Source organism: Winslowiella sp. 2C04 (assembly GCF_050037805.1).
Lineage (GTDB): Bacteria > Pseudomonadota > Gammaproteobacteria > Enterobacterales > Enterobacteriaceae > Erwinia > Erwinia toletana_A.
Genome location: NZ_CP188300.1, coordinates 3,319,138 through 3,337,579, shown reverse-complemented (window position 1 = coordinate 3,337,579; position 18,442 = coordinate 3,319,138). Strand labels below are relative to the sequence as shown.

General features: G+C 52.8%; 15 protein-coding genes. 5 read left to right on the top strand and 10 right to left on the bottom strand.

The window, feature by feature from the left end:
- Positions 1-131: 131 nt before the first annotated feature.
- The 4 genes from ACP3TC_RS15055 to nagB all read right to left on the bottom strand — a co-directional run bounded on the left by ACP3TC_RS15055 (position 132) and on the right by nagB (position 4,205).
- Positions 132-884: an HAD-IIA family hydrolase gene (locus ACP3TC_RS15055; RefSeq protein ID WP_313856423.1), complete on the bottom strand. Its 753-nt coding sequence runs from the start codon at positions 882-884 to the stop codon at positions 132-134.
- A gap of 46 nt (positions 885-930) precedes the next feature.
- Positions 931-2,151, bottom strand: a complete 1,221-nt coding sequence (gene nagC, locus ACP3TC_RS15050; protein WP_426816758.1) for a DNA-binding transcriptional regulator NagC — start codon at positions 2,149-2,151, stop codon at positions 931-933.
- A gap of 7 nt (positions 2,152-2,158) precedes the next feature.
- Positions 2,159-3,307 (bottom strand): N-acetylglucosamine-6-phosphate deacetylase, encoded by a 1,149-nt coding sequence (gene nagA / locus ACP3TC_RS15045; RefSeq protein ID WP_313856426.1) that lies wholly within the window; start codon positions 3,305-3,307, stop codon positions 2,159-2,161.
- Between the two features lie 97 nt (positions 3,308-3,404).
- Complete coding sequence (gene nagB, locus ACP3TC_RS15040) at positions 3,405-4,205, bottom strand: glucosamine-6-phosphate deaminase (protein ID WP_313856428.1); 801 nt, start codon at positions 4,203-4,205, stop codon at positions 3,405-3,407.
- A 335-nt stretch (positions 4,206-4,540) separates the two neighbouring features.
- Between nagB and nagE the strand changes: the two genes are divergently transcribed.
- The 3 genes from nagE (at position 4,541) to mtr (ending at position 9,757) form a co-directional block, all read left to right on the top strand.
- Entirely contained in the window at positions 4,541-6,580 is a 2,040-nt protein-coding gene (nagE, locus tag ACP3TC_RS15035) for an N-acetylglucosamine-specific PTS transporter subunit IIBC (RefSeq protein WP_313856429.1), read from the top strand.
- Between the two features lie 188 nt (positions 6,581-6,768).
- Positions 6,769-8,436 carry a glutamine--tRNA ligase gene (gene glnS, locus ACP3TC_RS15030; RefSeq protein ID WP_313856430.1) on the top strand — a complete coding sequence of 556 codons (1,668 nt, stop codon included), beginning with the start codon at positions 6,769-6,771 and terminating at the stop codon, positions 8,434-8,436.
- Positions 8,437-8,509: 73 nt separating this feature from the next.
- Entirely contained in the window at positions 8,510-9,757 is a 1,248-nt protein-coding gene (gene mtr, locus ACP3TC_RS15025; RefSeq protein WP_426816757.1) for a tryptophan permease, read from the top strand.
- 63 nt (positions 9,758-9,820) lie between these two features.
- Here mtr and fur read toward each other — a convergent pair whose 3' ends face one another.
- The 4 genes from fur to ybfF form a co-directional block, all read right to left on the bottom strand.
- Entirely contained in the window at positions 9,821-10,264 is a 444-nt protein-coding gene (gene fur / locus ACP3TC_RS15020; RefSeq protein WP_052899830.1) for a ferric iron uptake transcriptional regulator, read from the bottom strand.
- Between the two features lie 363 nt (positions 10,265-10,627).
- Positions 10,628-11,158 carry a flavodoxin FldA gene (fldA, locus tag ACP3TC_RS15015; protein WP_313856434.1) on the bottom strand — a complete coding sequence of 177 codons (531 nt, stop codon included), beginning with the start codon at positions 11,156-11,158 and terminating at the stop codon, positions 10,628-10,630.
- Positions 11,159-11,311: 153 nt separating this feature from the next.
- A complete protein-coding gene (gene ybfE, locus ACP3TC_RS15010; RefSeq protein WP_426816756.1) occupies positions 11,312-11,593 on the bottom strand; it encodes a LexA regulated protein in 282 nt (93 codons plus the stop codon).
- 210 nt (positions 11,594-11,803) lie between these two features.
- Positions 11,804-12,568 carry an esterase gene (ybfF, locus tag ACP3TC_RS15005; protein WP_313856438.1) on the bottom strand — a complete coding sequence of 255 codons (765 nt, stop codon included), beginning with the start codon at positions 12,566-12,568 and terminating at the stop codon, positions 11,804-11,806.
- 263 nt (positions 12,569-12,831) lie between these two features.
- On the opposite strand from ybfF, the gene seqA reads away from it, so the two are divergent.
- Both seqA and pgm read left to right on the top strand, forming a co-directional pair.
- On the top strand, positions 12,832-13,374 hold the full coding sequence (gene seqA / locus ACP3TC_RS15000; protein ID WP_313856439.1) for a replication initiation negative regulator SeqA: 543 nt from the start codon (positions 12,832-12,834) through the stop codon (positions 13,372-13,374).
- 24 nt (positions 13,375-13,398) lie between these two features.
- Complete coding sequence (gene pgm / locus ACP3TC_RS14995; protein ID WP_313856440.1) at positions 13,399-15,039, top strand: phosphoglucomutase (alpha-D-glucose-1,6-bisphosphate-dependent); 1,641 nt, start codon at positions 13,399-13,401, stop codon at positions 15,037-15,039.
- A 51-nt stretch (positions 15,040-15,090) separates the two neighbouring features.
- On the opposite strand, the gene kdpE is transcribed toward pgm, so the two are convergent.
- Together kdpE and kdpD are read right to left on the bottom strand one after the other, a co-directional pair.
- Complete coding sequence (kdpE, locus tag ACP3TC_RS14990) at positions 15,091-15,765, bottom strand: two-component system response regulator KdpE (RefSeq protein ID WP_313856442.1); 675 nt, start codon at positions 15,763-15,765, stop codon at positions 15,091-15,093.
- The gene (gene kdpD, locus ACP3TC_RS14985) at positions 15,762-18,431 is read right to left on the bottom strand and encodes a two-component system sensor histidine kinase KdpD (protein ID WP_313856444.1); all 2,670 of its coding nucleotides are present in this window, start codon (positions 18,429-18,431) and stop codon (positions 15,762-15,764) included. The genes kdpE and kdpD overlap by 4 nt, the downstream gene beginning before the upstream one ends.
- Positions 18,432-18,442 lie beyond the last annotated feature (11 nt).

Genomic DNA, 18,442 nt, shown 5'->3' with positions numbered 1-18,442 from the left:
GTGAGGATCTTTGATGGATTATCAGTTTTAAGCGGTTTTTATTGTCGATTCGTCAATATGGCGATAAAAGTGCGCAAAAAACAGGCGGCGAATGGACAATAAAAAGCCCGGCGCTGCCGGGCTTACTGAGTTCAGATAATATCGATATCCGCTACCGACGGATAAATCCACGTCGGGCGGAAAGGCATCGCATCGATATCACTTAAGGTCGAGACGCCGGAAAGCACCAGGATGGTCTCCAGACCGGCCTGGAAGCCAGCCAGAATATCAGTGCGCAGGTTATCGCCGACAATCACGGTATCCTCAGAGTGCCCCTGCATCTTGTTCAGCGCCGCACGAATAATCCATGGGCTTGGCTTGCCAACATAGAACGGCTTACGGCCAGAGATTTTCTCTATACCGGCGCAGAGCGCACCACAGGCCGGATAGAAGCCGCGACCGTGAGTGTCAGGGTTGGTGGCAATAAAGCGTGCGCCGTTGGCCACAAAGAAAGCTGCTTTGTGCATCATCTCCCAGTTAAACGAGCGCGTCTCACCAACGATAACAAAGTCAGGATTAATATCCGTAATGGTGAAACCGGCTTTGTACAGCTCGTGGATCAGTGCGCCTTCGCCAACCACATAGGCTTTCTTGCCATCCTGACGCCGTAAAAAGTCCGCTGTCGCCATTGCCGAGGTGTAAAACACGCTGTCCGGCACATCAATCCCGGCTGAGGCAAAGCGGTTGGCCAGATCCTGGGCGGTCTGGGAAGGGTAGTTAGTCAGTACCACCAACGGCATGCCGTTTTCCAGCACGCGATTGAGAAATTCATTGGCGCCAGGAACGGCGGTGTTGTCGTGCATCAGCACGCCATCAATATCACAAATCACATTTTTTAAGGTCATTACGCTTATCCGTAGGGGGTAAGCCAGCACCAGGCTGGCTGAGGTATTACACTTCCAGCAAACGTTGCAGCAGAATGCCGTTTAGCATTGCGCGTTTGGCCAGCGCAAAGGCGCCGATGGCAGAACTGTGGTCGATTTCCGAGCGCACTACCGGTAGATTTTTGCGGAAGGCTTTCAGTACCTGGGTATTGATGCAGGCTTCTATCGCCGGCAGCAGTACTTTCCCGGCTTCGGTAATTTCACCGGCGATCACCACTTTTTGCGGATTAAACAGGTTAATGGCGATAGCAATCGCTTTACCTAAGTAGCGACCGACATGCTCAATCACCTCGCAGGCCAGCGCATCGCCGCGGTTAGCGGCTTTACAGATTTGCTGGATCTGGCAGTCGTTAAGCGTCAGGGAGCTTGGATAACCTTGCGTTAGCAGGTGGCGCACCCGATTTTCAATCGCGCCATTGGCGGCAATGGTTTCCAGGCAGCCAAAATTGCCGCAATGGCAGCGCTCACCCAACGGGTCGACCTGAATATGGCCAATTTCGCCGACGTTACCATTGCTGCCGAGGAAAATTTGACCATTGGTGATAATACCGGCACCGGTACCGCGATGCAGGCGCACCAGAATAGAGTCGGCGCAGTCGCGCGATGCACCAAAGTAGTGCTCAGCCAGCGCCAGGCTGCGAATATCGTGGCCGACAAAACTGGTGACGTTGAAACGTTTTTCCAGTTGCACAACCAGCTGCCAGTTACTGACATTGATATGCGGCATATAGCGAATAACACCGTTATTCGGATCGACCAGCCCGGGCAAAATCACCGAAATGGCAATCAGCTCGCGCAGTTTACGCTGATGCTGCTCACAGAAGTTTTCGATGGCGGTAAACAGCGCATTTTCCAGCGTTTCCTGGGTGCGTTCCGGTAACGGATAGTGCTCTTCAGCAAGGGATTTGCCGCTTAAATCGTACAGCGTCAGGGTGGCATCATTGCGGCCAAGCCGCACGCCGATGGTATTAAAGCCCCGGGTTTCCGTGACAATGGAGATGGCGCGACGACCACCGGTAGAGGCCTGTTGGTCGACCTCTTTAATCAACCCGCGCTCAATAAGCTGGCGGGTAATTTTAGTGACGCTGGCGGGAGCAAGCTGGCTGAGTTCGGCGATCTTGATGCGCGAGATTGGACCCTGCTGGTCAATCAGCCGGTAGACGGCTGCGCTGTTCAGTTGCTTTACGAGATCGACATTTCCTATTTGTGCCTGGCCGCCAGTGGTCATTCAGTGATTACTCGCTTAGGACTTCGTCACCATTAACGATAGTCTGGATAATTTTATAATCGCGGGTGAAAACAGTCAGGTTTGCTACTTTTCCTGCTTCAACAGAACCTAACTGCTTGTCCACGCCCATTGCCCGGGCTGGATAGAGCGTTGCCATTCTCAGGGTTTCATCCAGTGAAATACCGGCATGTTCGACGCAGTTCTCGACTGCTTCAATCATAGTTAATGCAGAACCACTGAGCGTACCGTTTTCATCAACGCACAGCCCGTTACGATAGTATATTGTTTTGCCTGCAAAAATGAACTGATCAATGGTCGCACCCGCTGGCGCGGTGGCGTCGGTGACCAGCACCAGCTTGTCGCCTTTAATGCGTTTGGCATTGCGTACATTAGCGTAATGAACATGTAAACCATCGGCAATTATACCGCAGTAAACATCCGGTGAATCAAACAGTGCGCCAATCAGGCCAGGCTCACGGCCAGTCAGAGTTGGCATGGCGTTATACAGATGGGTGGCAAAGCTGATGCCAGCGGTAATGCCGTTTCTTGCTTCCTGATAAGTGGCATGCGAGTGACCGGCAGAAACAATAATGCCAGCTGCTTGCAGCTGACGAATAACCTCGCTGCCTGCCACTTCCGGTGCCAGCGTAACTTTAGTTATTACATCGGCATTTTCACAGAGAAAATTAACCAGTGCTGGATCGGGCTGGCGAATTAGTGCCGGATCGTGGGTGCCTTTTTTTGCGACACTTAGCCACGGGCCTTCCAGGTGCAGGCCCAGTGCCTGATGGGCATTCTGCGCCAGATAAGCGCGCATGACTTCCACCGCACGCGTCATCAACTCGTCGCTGCTGGTGATCAAGGTAGGTAAAAAGCTGGTGCAGCCTGATTTTTCATTGGCGCGCTGCATAATATTCAGCGTTTCAACACTGATAGCATTGATGTCGTCATTAAACTGTACGCCGCCACAGCCGTTAAGCTGCACGTCAATAAAGCCGGGGGCAATAATCGCGCCCTTGACGTCGCGCGTGGCAATGCCGGCAGGGAGTTCCGCCAGCGGGCAGACACGCTCAATCAGGCCATCAGCAATGACTACTGCATGATCGTCAAGGATTTCATGGCCGGTATAAATGCGGCCCTGGGTTAATGCGTACATAATTATCTCCCGGCATTATGCTGACTAAATAACTGGTTATTTCCGGCGCGGAGCCTTTCCGCGCCTTACTCTGTTGATGATAAACGTCAGAGAGCGACTACAGACCTTTCATATTTTCCGCTTCCATTTCGCGGAAATATTTCACGGTTTTCACTTTCAGTTCCATGGTCGAAGGTTCATCACAAACCACCACGGATTTCGCATGCAGCTGCAGGCAGCTGATGGTCCACATATGATTAACGTTACCTTCCACCGCGGCCTGCAATGCCTGCGCTTTGACGTGGCCGATAACCAGAATCATCACTTCTTCTGCATCCAGCAGCGTACCAACGCCCACTGTCAGCGCATATTTAGGCACCTGATCAACATCGCCATCGAAGAAGCGGGAATTTGCCAGGCGCGTTTCATGCGTCAGCGTTTTAATGCGGGTGCGGGATGCCAGCGAAGACGCGGGTTCGTTAAACGCGATGTGACCATCGTTGCCTACGCCACCCATAAACAGGTGAATTTTGCCATAAGCGCGAATCTTTTCTTCATACTGGCGACATTCTGCGTCAATATCCTCGGCATTACCATTGAGCAGGTTGATATTTTCATGAGGGATATCAACGTGATCAAAGAAATTACGAAACATAAAACTGTGGTAGCTTTCCGGATGCTCTTTTGGCAGGCCGACGTATTCGTCCATGTTAAAGGTGACAACATGTTTAAAGCTAACCTGGCCCGCTTTATGCATCTCGATTAAATGTTTATAGGCTTCAAGCGGGGTGCCGCCGGTAGGAAGGCCTAAAACAAATGGGCGATCTGCCGTAGGTTTGAATGCATTGATGCGGTTGACGATATGACGCGCGGCCCATTTGCCTACTTGCCCAGCGGTTGCCAGTGGAATCAGTCTCATGTTTCACCTCATTTAAGCAGAATTGAATCAGATTGAAGACGGCCTTTCAGCTGATAACACTAATCGTAACGCGACTTAGCGATAACGGCAGAGGAAAAAAACCGCCTTGATAATTCGGATCATAAAATAAGTTTGCGGCCATAGCCAGCCGCATTGAGGAAAATATGCGGTATTTGGTGATAAATATCACATATACAGCGGTTTTAATTTGCGCAGCGAATTAATTTTTTTTTACACTTCGCATCGTGATGTGTACTGTCATCAGGTTAGCTGAGAATTGTGATAATAATACCAAACAGTTTTAGCGACCTTGTCGGCTCTCGGAGGGGGAAAAGGTGAATATTTTAAGTTACTTGCAGAAAATAGGCCGGGCGCTGATGGTGCCGGTAGCCACACTACCTGCTGCAGCAATTTTAATGGGTGTAGGATACTGGATCGATCCAAATAGCTGGGGAGCAGGCAACGCGTTGGCTGCCCTGTTCATTAAATCAGGTTCAGCAATTATAGATAACATGCCGGTACTGTTCGCCATTGGTGTGGCGTACGGCATGTCGAAAGATAAAGACGGGGCGGCGGCATTGACCGGCTTTATTGGCTTCCTGGTGGTTACCACCCTCTGTTCACCCGCCGCAGTTGCGATGATCCAAAAGATCCCGGTTGAACAGGTGCCAGCGGCATTTGGCAAAATTGATAACCAGTTTATTGGTATTCTGGTCGGCGTGATCTCGGCGGAAGTGTATAACCGCTTCAGCCATGTTGAACTGCCAAAAGCTCTCTCTTTCTTCAGCGGACGTCGTCTGGTGCCGATTCTGGTCTCCTTCCTGATGATCCTCGTGGCATTTATCCTGATGTATGTCTGGCCGGTCATTTTCGGTGGTCTGGTCAACTTTGGTGAGCACATTCAGAAGCTGGGATCTGCCGGTGCGGGCATTTATGCCTTCTTTAACCGTATTTTGATTCCTGTAGGTCTGCATCATGCGCTGAACTCGGTGTTCTGGTTTGACGTTGCCGGTATCAACGATATTCCTAACTTCCTTGGCGGTGCGCAGTCGATTGAAAGCGGTAAAGGTATCGTCGGTATTACCGGCCGTTATCAGGCGGGCTTCTTCCCGATTATGATGTTCGGTCTGCCGGGTGCGGCGCTGGCAATTTATCACTGTTCACGTCCGGAAAATCGCGCGAAAGTTGCCGGTATCATGATGGCCGCCGCCTTTGCTGCCTTCTTTACCGGTATTACCGAGCCGCTTGAGTTCTCCTTTATGTTTGTGGCACCGGTGCTGTATTTCCTCCACGCAGTGCTGACCGGTATATCGGTATTTATCGCCGCCAGCATGCACTGGATTGCCGGCTTCGGCTTCAGCGCCGGCCTGGTGGATATGGTGCTGTCAACGCGTAACCCACTGGCTAACCAGTGGTATATGCTGATTCCACAAGGTCTGGTGTTCTTCGTTATCTACTATGTGGTGTTTCGTTTCACCATCAAAAAATTCAATCTGTTAACCCCAGGCCGTGAACTCTCAGTGGCCGGAGATGAAACGGATGGTTATGACACTAACGTCGATCACAGTGATAACGGTGAATCAGAGACTGAATCACTGGCACGTCGTTACATCAGCTCAGTGGGCGGTTCTGACAACCTGACTGGGATTGATGCCTGTATCACCCGTTTACGTCTGAATGTAAAAGATTCTGCTGAAGTGAACGATGCGGTTGCCAAACGGCTTGGCGCCTCGGGTGTGATTCGTCTGAACAAACAGAGCGTGCAGATTATTGTTGGTACGCGTGCGGAAAGCATCGCCTCTGCGATGAAAACCGTGTTAGCCAAAGGCCCGGTTGCGGCTTCTGCCCCGGCAGTATCAGGCGCAGCGGTGATGCCAACTGCACAGCCACAAGCGGTACCTAACGCAGCAAAAGGCATTATTGCCACGCTGGTCGCGCCGGTAAGCGGTGAAGTGGTGGCGATTGAACAGGTGCCTGACGAAGCCTTTGCCAGCAAAGCGGTCGGTGACGGTTTGGCGATTAAGCCGACTGACAAAACCGTGGTGGCACCGATTGCCGGTACGATCGTTAAAATCTTTAACACCAATCATGCCTTCTGTCTCGAAACCGACAATGGCGTGGAGATCGTGGTGCACATGGGGCTGGACACCGTGGCGCTGGGCGGTAAAGGCTTTACCCGTCTGGTGGAAGAGGGGGCAACCGTCACTGCCGGTCAGCCGGTGCTGGAGATGGACCTGGAGTTCCTCAACGCCAACGCACGCTCAATGATCAGCCCGGTAGTAGTCAGCAATATTGATGACTTCGCCGGCGTGAATCTGTTAGCCAGCGGCTCCGTGGTGGCGGGTGAAACCAAACTGTTCGAAATTAAAAGCTGATTCAGTGGCGAATGCCGTCAGGGCATTCGCCGCCTGAGTTATCGCGGCTGAGCAGGGCGGGAAGCAATTCCCGTCCTTTTTTACGTTATTCGTAAACTAACGGTTGTTTCCCTTCTCTGCTTTGTGGATCATACTCCGTTATTTCGTGATACAAATCACCAGACATATATTGTGTTGAGGAAATTGAGATGAGTGAGGCAGAAGCCCGCCCAACTAACTTTATTCGTCAGATTATTGACGAAGATTTGGCGACCGGTAAGCACGCCAGCGTGCATACCCGTTTTCCGCCGGAGCCGAATGGCTACCTGCACATTGGTCATGCAAAGTCGATCTGCCTGAACTTTGGCATCGCGCAAGATTATCAGGGTCAATGTAACTTGCGTTTCGACGACACTAACCCGGTCAAAGAAGACCTGGAGTTTGTTGAATCTATCAAGCATGACGTGCAATGGCTCGGTTTCCAGTGGAGCGGCGAAATTTGCTATTCCTCTGACTATTTCGATCAACTGCATAACTACGCGATTGAGCTGATCAATAAAGGCCTGGCCTATGTTGATGAACTGACGCCAGAACAGATCCGTGAATATCGCGGCACCCTGACTTCGCCGGGCAAAAACAGCCCGTATCGTGACCGTACGCCGCAGGAAAACCTGGCGCTGTTTGAAAAAATGCGTAACGGTGAATTTGCCGAAGGTAGCGCCTGTCTGCGTGCCAAAATCGATATGGCGTCTAACTTTATCGTGATGCGCGATCCGGTACTGTATCGCATTAAATTTGCGGAACACCATCAGACCGGCAATAAGTGGTGCATCTATCCGATGTATGACTTTACCCACTGCATTTCCGATGCGCTGGAAGGCATTACCCACTCGCTGTGTACGCTGGAGTTCCAGGACAATCGTCGTCTGTATGACTGGGTGCTGGATAACATCAGCATTCCGGTACATCCGCGCCAGTACGAGTTCTCACGCCTGAATCTCGAATACGCGATTATGTCCAAGCGTAAGTTGAATCTGCTGGTGACCGAAAACGTGGTGGAAGGCTGGGATGATCCGCGCATGCTGACGGTTTCTGGCCTGCGTCGTCGTGGCTACACTGCCGCCTCGATTCGTGAGTTCTGCCGCCGTATCGGTATCACTAAGCAGGATAACATTGTTGAAATGGCGTCGCTGGAATCCTGTATTCGTGACGATCTGAATGAAAATGCGCCGCGTGCGATGGCGGTGCTGGATCCGGTGAAAGTGGTTATCGAAAACTTGCCGGCCGGTCATGAAGAGCTGCTGACGATGCCTGCTCATCCGAATAAGCCGGAAATGGGCAGCCGCGAAGTGCCGTTCAGCCGCGAGATCTACATCGATCGTGCTGACTTCCGCGAAGAAGCCAACAAGCAGTACAAGCGTCTGGTGCTGGGCAAAGAAGTGCGTCTGCGTAATGCTTACGTGATTAAAGCCGAGCGCGTGGCCAAAGATGAAGCGGGCAATATCACTTGCCTGTATTGCACCTGCGACACCGACACCCTCAGCAAAGATCCGGCTGATGGCCGCAAGGTGAAAGGGGTGATTCACTGGGTGTCTGCTGTGCATGCGTTACCGGCGGAGTTTCGCTTGTACGATCGCCTGTTCAGCGTGCCAAATCCGGCTGGCGCGGAAGATTTCCTCGCGACCATCAACCCGGAATCCCTGGTGATTCAGCAGGGCTTTGTTGAGCCGAGCCTGCAAGCGGCAGAAGCCAGCAGCCCTTATCAGTTTGAACGTGAAGGCTACTTCTGTGCCGACAGTCGCTACTCCAGCCGGTCAAAGCTGGTATTTAACCGTACCGTTGGCCTGCGCGACACCTGGGCGAAAATCGGCGGATAAATCTCGCCGTGACAGTAAAAAACGCAGCCTGAAAGCTGCGTTTTTTTTATTTGCAAAGGACGACAATTTTTTTATGGCTGAAATAATTTCAGGACGAAAAGCACCGTCGGTGATGTGGGGAACCATGATCATCAGCGGCACAATTATTGGCGCAGGCATGTTTTCTCTGCCGATCGTGATGTCTGGCGCATGGTTTTCCTGGTCCACGTTGATTTTGCTGTTCTCGTGGTTTTGCATGCTGTTATCCGGGCTGCTGTATCTGGAGTCGAGCCAGCATTATCCGGAAGGCGCGAATTTTTCAACGGTAACCCGCGATCTGCTGGGCAGTAAGTGGAATGTGATTAACGGCATTACCATCGCGTTTGTGCTGGGGATTTTGACCTACGCCTATATCTCTGCCAGCGGTTCAATCCTGCATCATACTTTTGCCAGCGCGCTGCCGTGGTTATCACAGCGGATGGCAGGATTTCTGTTCACTCTGCTGTTAGCGGTATTTATCTGGCTGGGCACCGCAGTGGTCAGCAGAATGACCTTTATCTTTCTGTTCGCCAAACTGGCCGCTTTTCTGCTGACATTTGGCGGTTTGCTGTGGCATGTGCAGGTCGATAATCTGCTCAATACCCAGCAGAGTGGGGCAAGCTATTTTCCCTATATCTTTATGGTGCTGCCATTCTGTCTGGCATCGTTTGGTTATCATGGCAATATTTCCGGGCTGGTCAGCTATTACCGCCAGGATGCCGCTAAGGTGAGAAAGTGCCTGATTTACGGCACGCTGATCGCGCTGGCAATCTACTTTGTCTGGTTAATCAGTGCGATGGGCAATATTCAGCGCGCGAAATTTATCGATATAGCCCAGGCGGGTGGCAACATTGATGCGCTGGTGGCGACCTTTGGCGATCTGATTAGCAGCCCGTGGTTAAGTGTGCTGCTGCTACTGTTTTCCAATTTTGCCGTTGCCAGCTCATTTTTGGGCGTCAGTCTCGGACTGTTTGACTACCTTGCCGATCTGTTTGGCATGGCAAATAATGCCTTGGGGCGTCTGAAAACCACGCTGATGACGTTTGCGGTTCCGTTAACAGCCAGCCTGATCTATCCAAATGGATTCCTGCATGCGATTGGCTATGCCGGGCTGGCGGCGACGCTGTGGGCGGTAATCACTCCGGCACTGCTGGCATTTAAAGCCAGGCAGCGTTTTGGGCCTGCCGCCTATCGGGTGGCCGGCGGGCATCTGACGATTATGCTGGTGCTGCTGTTTGGCGGTATCAATATTGTGGTCAGTTTACTGTCTTACGCCAATTTGTTGCCGGTTTACGCACGCTAAATTTGGGCATAAAAAAACCGGTGACGGGTCACCGGTTTTGTTTAAAACTCTGCGAGGCAGAGTTTATTTGTCGTGCAGCGTTTCGTCTTCGCGGCAGTCACCCGTTGAGCAGTGACCATAAAGGTACAGGCTGTGGTTAGTCAGCTTGATGCCGTGACGCGTTGCGATTTCACGCTGACGCGTTTCAATTGATTCATCACTGAACTCAATCACTTTGCCACAATCAAGGCAGATCAGATGATCGTGATGATGCTGCTGCGTAAGTTCGAAAACGGACTTGCCGCCTTCAAAGTTATGACGGGTAACGATACCCGCGTCATCAAACTGGTTAAGAACGCGATATACCGTCGCCAGACCAATTTCTTCGCCCAAATCAATCAGGCGCTTGTACAAGTCTTCCGCACTGACGTGATGGCCCTCTGGTTCCTGAAGCACTTCCAGAATTTTCAGTCGGGGAAGCGTGACTTTCAGGCCGGCCTTCTTTAATGCGGTGTTGTTGTCAGTCATGCGGATATTGTCCTGTTACTTTGCTAGTCACAATGTGGCTGAAAAGCCCTGAACATCGGTCGACGCTAAATCTAATTGCGTCTCATTATAGAACTCATGCTTCGAAATGAAAACCGCAGGGAGGGCGTTAAACTTACCGATGGATGTAAGGAGTTACGTCCGTGAGAAGTTCATGCCTCATAGCCTATCCCATTATGGCTACTTTGCTAAACCCTGTACTCTCAAAAAAGAGTCAATAGCGGGCTGACCGATGGGGGGGTATTGTACAGATTTACAGTCAGAAGTTACAAATATGTATCTATCATTTCTATAGGAAAAACCACTGGCTCATTGTGAGCCAGCGCCCACAATAAGCCAGACAGCTTAAGCTTCGATGATTTCTTTTAAATGAAGTTCATCAAAAATTTGTTTAACCCACTTTTCAACACGCTCGTTGGTGAGTTCTGGCTGGCGATCTTCGTCAATCGCCAGTCCGAGGAAGTGTTTATCATCGGCCAGGCCTTTTGATGCCTCAAAATGATAACCTTCGGTCGGCCAGTGGCCGACGATAACCGCGCCATTTGGCTCGATAATATCGCGAATGGTGCCCATCGCATCACAGAAGTATTCAGCATAATCTTCCTGATCGCCGCAGCCAAACAGCGCGACCAGCTTGCCATTGAAGTCGATCTCTTCCAGCGTTGGGAAGAAGTCATCCCAGTCGCACTGCGCTTCACCGTAGTACCAGGTTGGGATGCCGAGCAGTAAGATATCATAAGCTTCAAGATCCTCTTTAGCGCTCTTGGCAATGTCATGAACATCTGCAACATCTTTGCCCAGTTGCTTTTGGATCATCTTTGCAATGTTTTCCGTATTGCCAGTGTCGCTGCCAAAGAAAATGCCTGTGATTGCCATGAGTCTAATAACCTCTTGAAACTTAATGATATAGTGAATACTAAAGATAGTCAGTTACTGGCAATGATAGCAGACAGTCTCGGGGCGCGGAACTTCAAATGCCGCCGGATTTGTCGCATTGTGCGTTCAAAGCCGCAGCTGACCTCGCCTGAGTCAGAGCGTAGTGGCGTTAAGCTGCAACAAAATCATCTCTTCAATCAGCTCGCTGCGGCTCATATTGCGCTCTTCAGCCAGCTGATTGAGCGCATCAACCGCGTCGCTGTTCATTTTCAGCTCGACGCGGCGCAGCCCACGAACTTTGTCGCGTTTTAGCTGATTGCGTTTATTGATGCGCAGCTGTTCATCACGCGTAAGCGGATTGGTTTTTGGTCGGCCCGGGCGGCGTTCATCTGCAAACAGATCGATCGTCGTGCGGTCCGTATTCTCTTTTGCCATAGAATCGTGATACTGAATGAGCGTCAGCGTCTGAAAACGCCAAGGGTTTTGACTAAATGAGCCGGTTTGCCGCCGGATATTCGCAACGTTTTTCTGGCCCGCTACTGCCGAGAGTCGATATTGCGTACAGCGGCAAAATTTTAGCGCGCCATCATACCCCAGTGAAAGTCGTCGCGACAATCATTTCACTGTGTCAGCAACTATTTGCTTTTAAAGCGCAAAAAAACGGCGAATTGCGCGTAAAACAGCATCAGGTTTTTCGGCATGTACCCAATGTCCGGCTCCGGCAATCACGTGGGCACGCGCCTGCGGGAATTGGCTGAGCAGTGCATCACGATGAATATCATCAAGATAAGGAGAGAGTTCGCCGCGAATAAACAGCGCCGGATGTGGCCAGGCCGGTACGGTTTCCCAGCCAGAAATCGTGGTGTAATTGTCCCAGAGTGCCGGCACGTTAAAGCGCCACTGGCCCTCATGAAAGGATTTCAACAGAAACTGAATCACGCCTTCTTCATCAATCTGGCTGCGCATTACGTCAGCTGCCTGCGAGCGTAACGTGACACCGGCTTCGGTTACCGCATTTACCCCGGCAAAGATGGCGTCATGGCGACGCGTCTGGTAATCCACCGGCGCGATATCGATCATCACCAGCTGCTCGATGCGTTCCGGTGCCAGCGCACTGAGCGTCATGGCAATTTTTCCACCCATTGAATGGCCGATAACCGCGACCTTATCAATGCCCTGTGCATCCAGCGTATCGATCATATCCTGCGCCATCAGCCGATAATTCATCTGCTCACTGCGCGGCGACAAGCCATGATTACGCACGTCAACCTGCAAAATCGGACGATCGGTTTTCAGACCGCGTGCCAGCCCCCCCAAATTATCGAGGCTGCCAAACAGCCCATGGATCAGCAGAATTGGCGTGGAGGAAGCGACAGATTGTTCAGTTTGCAGGCGAGCATTCAAATTCATGGCAAAGTTCTTACAGTGGAAACGAAAGCTTAGGTTATCATGGATTTCAGGTTTCTTGCCGGGTGAAAGCGCAACGCGGTTAACGAACTTTTTGCGGCATTATCTGACTTTTGCCTGCAAAGGGCGCTGGCGCTACACTGCCACAAGATTTAACTTTATAATCCTTATGTTAGAGCCGGGTCACAATTTGTGCAGACGTTTATGCTGACGGCTGCGGCCAGATCGGACCGGTTCTGCAAAACGCAATAACCGTACGGATAAAGATGAAAACGATTGAAGTCGACGAAGAGCTATACCGCTATATTGCCAGCCACACTCAACACATTGGCGAGAGCGCATCTGATATTTTACGGCGTATGCTGAAGTTTACCGCTGGTCAAAGCGCGCCAGCGGCAGTAGCACCGCAAACCTTGCCGGTGAAAGATGCCGCAGTGGTGAAAACCGAACCTCGCCCGCAGGACCGTGTCCGTGCCGTGCGTGAACTGCTGCTGTCCGATGAATATGCCGAGCAGAAGCGAGCGGTTAATCGCTTTATGCTGATTTTGTCGACCCTCTATTCACTGGATCCGAAAGCGTTTGCCGAGGCGACGGAGTCACTTCACGGTCGCACTCGCGTCTATTTTGCGGGCAATCAACAAGTTCTCATCCAGAACGGCACGCACACTAAGCCGAAGCACGTTCCCGGCACGCCATACTGGGTGATTACCAATACTAATACAGGTCGCAAATGCAGCATGATTGAACACATCATGTTGTCGATGCAGTTCCCGGCGGAGCTGACAGAGAAGGTTTGCGGCACCATCTAACTGAAGCGTCAGGGAGCAGCGCCAATGGCCAATCACCCCCGTGCCGGGCAACCCGCCCAGCAAAGCGATTTGATTAACGTTGCACAATTAACGTCCCAGTATTACGTGCTGCAGCCGGATCTGGCCAATGCAGAACACGCGGTGAAATTTGGTACTTCTGGCCATCGCGGTAGCGCAGCACGCCACAGCTTTAACGAGCCACATATTCTGGCAATCGCGCAGGCCATTGCGGAAGAACGCAAAAAAAATGGTATCACCGGGCCGTGCTATGTCGGTAAAGACACGCACGCACTCTCTGAGCCGGCGATTATCTCGGTGCTGGAAGTGCTGGCCGCTAACGGTGTGGACGTGATCGTACAGCAGGATAATGGTTACACGCCAACGCCTGCTATCTCTAACGCTATTCTGCAACACAACAAGCTCGCAGCTACGCTGGCCGACGGCATCGTGATTACACCATCACATAACCCGCCAGACGACGGTGGCATTAAATATAATCCACCGAATGGCGGTCCGGCAGATACTAACGTCACCAAAGTGGTGGAAGATCGCGCTAACCAACTGATCCACGACGGTCTGAAAGGGGTTAAACGCCTGACGCTGGATCAAGCCTGGGCGAGCGGTCATATTCAGCAGCAGGATCTGATCCAGCCTTACATTGAAGGTCTGGCAGAGGTGGTGGATATTGCGGCGATTAAGCAAGCGGGGCTGAAAATCGGTGTCGATCCACTCGGTGGTTCCGGCATCGCTTACTGGCAGCGCATTGCTGAGTTCTACGATCTTGACCTGACGATTGTTAACGACGCGGTTGATCAGACTTTCCGCTTTATGCATCTTGATAAAGATGGCGCTATCCGCATGGATTGCTCGTCTGAGTCAGCGATGGCGGGCCTGCTGGCGCTGCGTGATAAGTTCGATCTGGCGTTTGCTAACGATCCGGACTACGACCGTCACGGCATCGTTACGCCTGCTGGCCTGATGAATCCGAACCACTATCTGGCGGTGGCGATCAACTATTTGTTCCAGCATCGTCCGCAGTGGGGCAAGGATGTCGCGGTGGGTAAAACACTGGTTTCCAGTGCAATGATTGACCGTGTAGTCAACGACATTGGCCGTAAGCTGGTGGAAGTGCCGGTTGGCTTTAAATGGTTCGTTGATGGTCTGTTTGATGGCAGCTTCGGTTTCGGCGGTGAAGAGAGTGCCGGGGCTTCTTTCCTGCGCTTTGACGGCACCCCATGGTCAACCGATAAAGACGGCATCATTATGTGTCTGCTGGCGGCGGAAATCACTGCGGTGACCGGTAAAAATCCACAGCAGCATTACGATGAGCTGGCAGAGCGTTTTGGTGCACCGAGCTATAACCGTCTGCAGGCCTCTGCCACTTCGGCGCAGAAAGCCGCGCTGTCTAAGCTGTCACCGGAAATGGTCAGCGCAGATACGCTGGCCGGCGACCCGATTACCGCACGTCTGACCGCGGCTCCGGGTAATGGCGCATCAATTGGTGGCCTGAAAGTGATGACCGATAACGGCTGGTTTGCCGCGCGTCCATCCGGCACTGAAGACGCCTACAAAATCTACTGTGAAAGCTTCCTCGGTGCTGAGCATCGCGAAAAGATTGAAAAAGAAGCGGTAGAGATTGTCAGTGAAGTGCTGAAAAACGCTTAACTTTATCGGTTAGCAGCAATTTATCATTATGCCGGGAGCCGAAAACGGCTCCTAAGGCATAAACCGATAACCAATGCCGGTTTCGGTCAGCAGATGTTTGGGCTGTGCCGGATCGGCTTCCAGTTTTTGCCGTAAATGCCCCATATAGATGCGCAGATAGTGGCTGTGCTCGACCGCATTCGGCCCCCACACCTGTGTCAGCAACTGGCGCTGGGTCAGCACCTTTCCGGCGTTATTCAGTAATGTTACCAGCAGACGAAATTCAATCGGTGTCAGGTGCAACTCCTGGCCGTCACGCGTCACGCGCCGGGCGGCAATATCCACCGTCACGGCAGAAAAGGCAACCGTCGCCTGCGGACTGGTGGAGGCCTGACGGCGTAAGGCTACGCGCACCCGCGCCAGCAGCTCACCGACGCCAAAGGGTTTCGACAGAAAGTCATCGGCACCGGCATCCAGCGCCGCAATTTTATCCTGTTCATCACTGCGCGCCGACAGCACCACAATCGGCACGGCGCTCCACTGGCGCACATCGCGAATAAATTCAATGCCGTCGCCGTCAGGCAGCCCAAGATCCAAAATCACCAGATCCGGTTTACGGGTGGCGGCCTCAATTAATCCGCGCTGAAGCGTTTCGCTGTCAAATACCCGCAACGATTCGCCTTCCAGCGCGATGCGCAGAAAGCGACGAATCTCTTTTTCATCTTCGACAATCAGAACTGTGGTCACATTTCCTCTGGCTCTTCGGGGGCTAATTCTGGCGGCTTATCCTGTGGCAGACGCAGGTGAAAACTGGCACCACCGGACGGGCGATTTTCAGCGCTAATTTCACCCTGATGCAGGGTAACAATCGCCTGGCAAATAGCCAGCCCCAGACCAACGCCGGGGATCGCCGACTCTTTATTACCACGGGTAAACTTATCAAAGATCTGCTTTTCCTGCCCGTGCAAAATGCCTGGGCCGTCATCCCACACTTCGATATCCAGCAGATTATCCGTGCGGCGCGCACGAATACCAATTTGCGCTGCATGACCGGCATATTTTATCGCATTCTCCAGTAAATTGGTCAGCAGCCGCTCAATCAGCGGGCCATCAACCTCAACCAGTAACAGCTCAGCCGGCAGGTCGGTTTGAATACGGCGTCCATTCAGCAGCGGCGCGATGGCATTAAGGGTGCTGCCAATAATCTCCTCCAGCGTCAGCCACTCTTTACGCAGCACAAAACCGCCGGACTGGATGCGCGCCATATCCAGCAGATTATTCACCAGCCTGGTTGTATTAATAATATGCTGGCGAATCTGATTTGCCTGCGGCGCGTAAGGTGAGTTCACTGCGGATAAATCCAGCGTCAGGATTTCGGACATGCCAAACAGCACCGTTAGCGGAGTGCGTAAATCGTGAGAAAGCGCCGCCAGCAGAGAGTTTCGTAACTGCTCACTTTCAGCGGAGAAGCGCGCTTGTTCTTCAGAGTGGGTCAGCGCCAGACGTTCCAGCGCGCTGGCGATCAGCACAATTACCGTTTCAATCAGCCGCTGCTGTTCCGGGATCATCAGTTGCCGCAGGCTGGACGGTTCGATCACCAGCAGTCCCCAGCATTTTTCCTGCATGGTTAATGGCAGAATCAGGCAGGGCAGCCCGGGCAGGGTAGCGGTCCCGGCACCGGCCGGCTGATTATTGTCAAAACTCCAGCGCGCAATAGCGGCATCGGCCTGGCGCGGCTGCGGTAGCTGTCCGTGGGCGTCCGGAATCAATAGCTCGCTGCTGGCACGAAAGGTGTTATCAATAAAATGCTGACTGACTGCAATAATATCCTGTTGACTACGGGTGCGGCTAAGCGCGCGCGAAACCTCATACAGCTGACGCACGCGCGCTTCACGATAGCGCGCCACCCGCGCCTGATAGCGCATACTGGCGGTCAGATTACCGATAATTATCCCTACCGCCAGCATAATGGCGAAGGTCAGTAAATACTCGAGATCCGATACTGCCAGGGTGCCGCGCGGCGCGATAAAAAACAGATCAAAGCTGGCGACGTTAATCAGCGATGCCACCACCGATGGCCAGCGACCATACAGCAGCGCGACGATCACCACGCCGAGCAGATACAGCATTACCAGATTGGCATCGGCTACCTGCGGAAACAGCCAGCTGGCGCCGACGGTAAGCGTCGCGCACCATGCGACTGCCAGCGCGCAGCCTTCCAGCGGCTTACGCCATTTTTCTGCGGGACTTTTACTACTGACCGGGCGCGTTGACAGCGCGGAGTCGGGTTCATCACGCGCAACGATCAGCAGATCGAGATCCGGCCCCAGTTTGCCCAGTCGGTTAGCAAAACCATCGCGTTTCCAGCGCTGTGAGGATCGACGGCCAATCACTATTTTGCCGAGATCGTGTTCACGTGCATAGCGCAGCACCGAGAGCTCTTCGTGAGTGTCGGAAAGAGTGGCGGTTTCTGCGCCAAGATCCTGTGCCAGTTTCAGTGCCTGCAAAATGCGGCGTCGCTGATCGCCAGGCAACTTATGCAGGCGTGGCGTTTCTACATACACCGCGTGCCAGGGCGCATCCAGCTTTGCCGCCAGACGCGCAGCGGTGCGCACCAGTTTTTCGTTGCCGGCACCTTCGCCGATACACACCAACACCGCATCGCGGGTATGCCAGACTTGCTCACGCCCTTTATGATCGCGCCAGGCACGCATCTGATCATCGACGCGATCGGCGGTGCGGCGCAGCGCCAGTTCACGCAGCGCGATAAGATTGCCTTTACGGAAGAAATGCTCGATAGCGCGTTCGGCTTGCCCGGCGATATACACTTTACCTTCGGCCAGCCGCTGTCTTAAATCGTCCGGCGTCAGATCAACCAGCACAATCTCATCGGCCAGATCGAAAATCGGGTCCGGTACGGTTTCGCGCACCAGAATGCCGGTAATGCTGCCGACCACATCATTCAGGCTTTCCAGATGCTGCACATTGACCGTGGTAAACACGTCGATCCCGGCGTTCAGCAGTTCTTCGACGTCCTGCCAGCGTTTCGGATGGCGTGATCCGGCAATATTGCTGTGCGCCAGCTCATCGATCAAAATAATCGCTGGCGCACGGGCGAGTGCGGCGTCGAGGTCGAACTCCGGATACTGGCGGCCCTGCTGTGTGGATATTTTCAGCGGCAATACGCTGAGTCCATCCAGCAAGGCGGCCGTTTCACGCCGCCCGTGGGTCTCTACCACACCAATCAGCACATCAAGACCCTGCTCGCGCAGCCGACGCCCCTCCTGCAACATGGCGAAGGTTTTGCCGACACCGGCGCAGGCACCAAAAAAGATCTTTAGTTTACCGCGCGGCGGGGTGCTGTGCTGCTGCAACAGCTTTTCCGGTGACGGACGCTGTAGCTCCTGGTTCATGAAGGTTCCTT

Excerpts from the sequence above, each read along its gene's own strand:
- kdpD (WP_313856444.1), bottom strand. The coding sequence starts at position 18,431 with ATGAACCAGGAGCTACAGCGTCCGTCACCGGAAAAGCTGTTGCAGCAG.
- ybfE (WP_426816756.1), bottom strand. The coding sequence starts at position 11,593 with ATGGCAAAAGAGAATACGGACCGCACGACGATCGATCTGTTTGCAGAT.
- ACP3TC_RS15055 (WP_313856423.1), bottom strand. The coding sequence starts at position 884 with ATGACCTTAAAAAATGTGATTTGTGATATTGATGGCGTGCTGATGCAC.
- nagC (WP_426816758.1), bottom strand. The coding sequence starts at position 2,151 with ATGACCACTGGCGGCCAGGCACAAATAGGAAATGTCGATCTCGTAAAG.
- seqA (WP_313856439.1), top strand. The coding sequence starts at position 12,832 with ATGAAAACGATTGAAGTCGACGAAGAGCTATACCGCTATATTGCCAGC.
- ybfF (WP_313856438.1), bottom strand. The coding sequence starts at position 12,568 with ATGAATTTGAATGCTCGCCTGCAAACTGAACAATCTGTCGCTTCCTCC.
- fur (WP_052899830.1), bottom strand. The coding sequence starts at position 10,264 with ATGACTGACAACAACACCGCATTAAAGAAGGCCGGCCTGAAAGTCACG.
- nagA (WP_313856426.1), bottom strand. The coding sequence starts at position 3,307 with ATGTACGCATTAACCCAGGGCCGCATTTATACCGGCCATGAAATCCTT.
- glnS (WP_313856430.1), top strand. The coding sequence starts at position 6,769 with ATGAGTGAGGCAGAAGCCCGCCCAACTAACTTTATTCGTCAGATTATT.
- mtr (WP_426816757.1), top strand. The coding sequence starts at position 8,510 with ATGGCTGAAATAATTTCAGGACGAAAAGCACCGTCGGTGATGTGGGGA.
- nagB (WP_313856428.1), bottom strand. The coding sequence starts at position 4,205 with ATGAGACTGATTCCACTGGCAACCGCTGGGCAAGTAGGCAAATGGGCC.
- pgm (WP_313856440.1), top strand. The coding sequence starts at position 13,399 with ATGGCCAATCACCCCCGTGCCGGGCAACCCGCCCAGCAAAGCGATTTG.
- fldA (WP_313856434.1), bottom strand. The coding sequence starts at position 11,158 with ATGGCAATCACAGGCATTTTCTTTGGCAGCGACACTGGCAATACGGAA.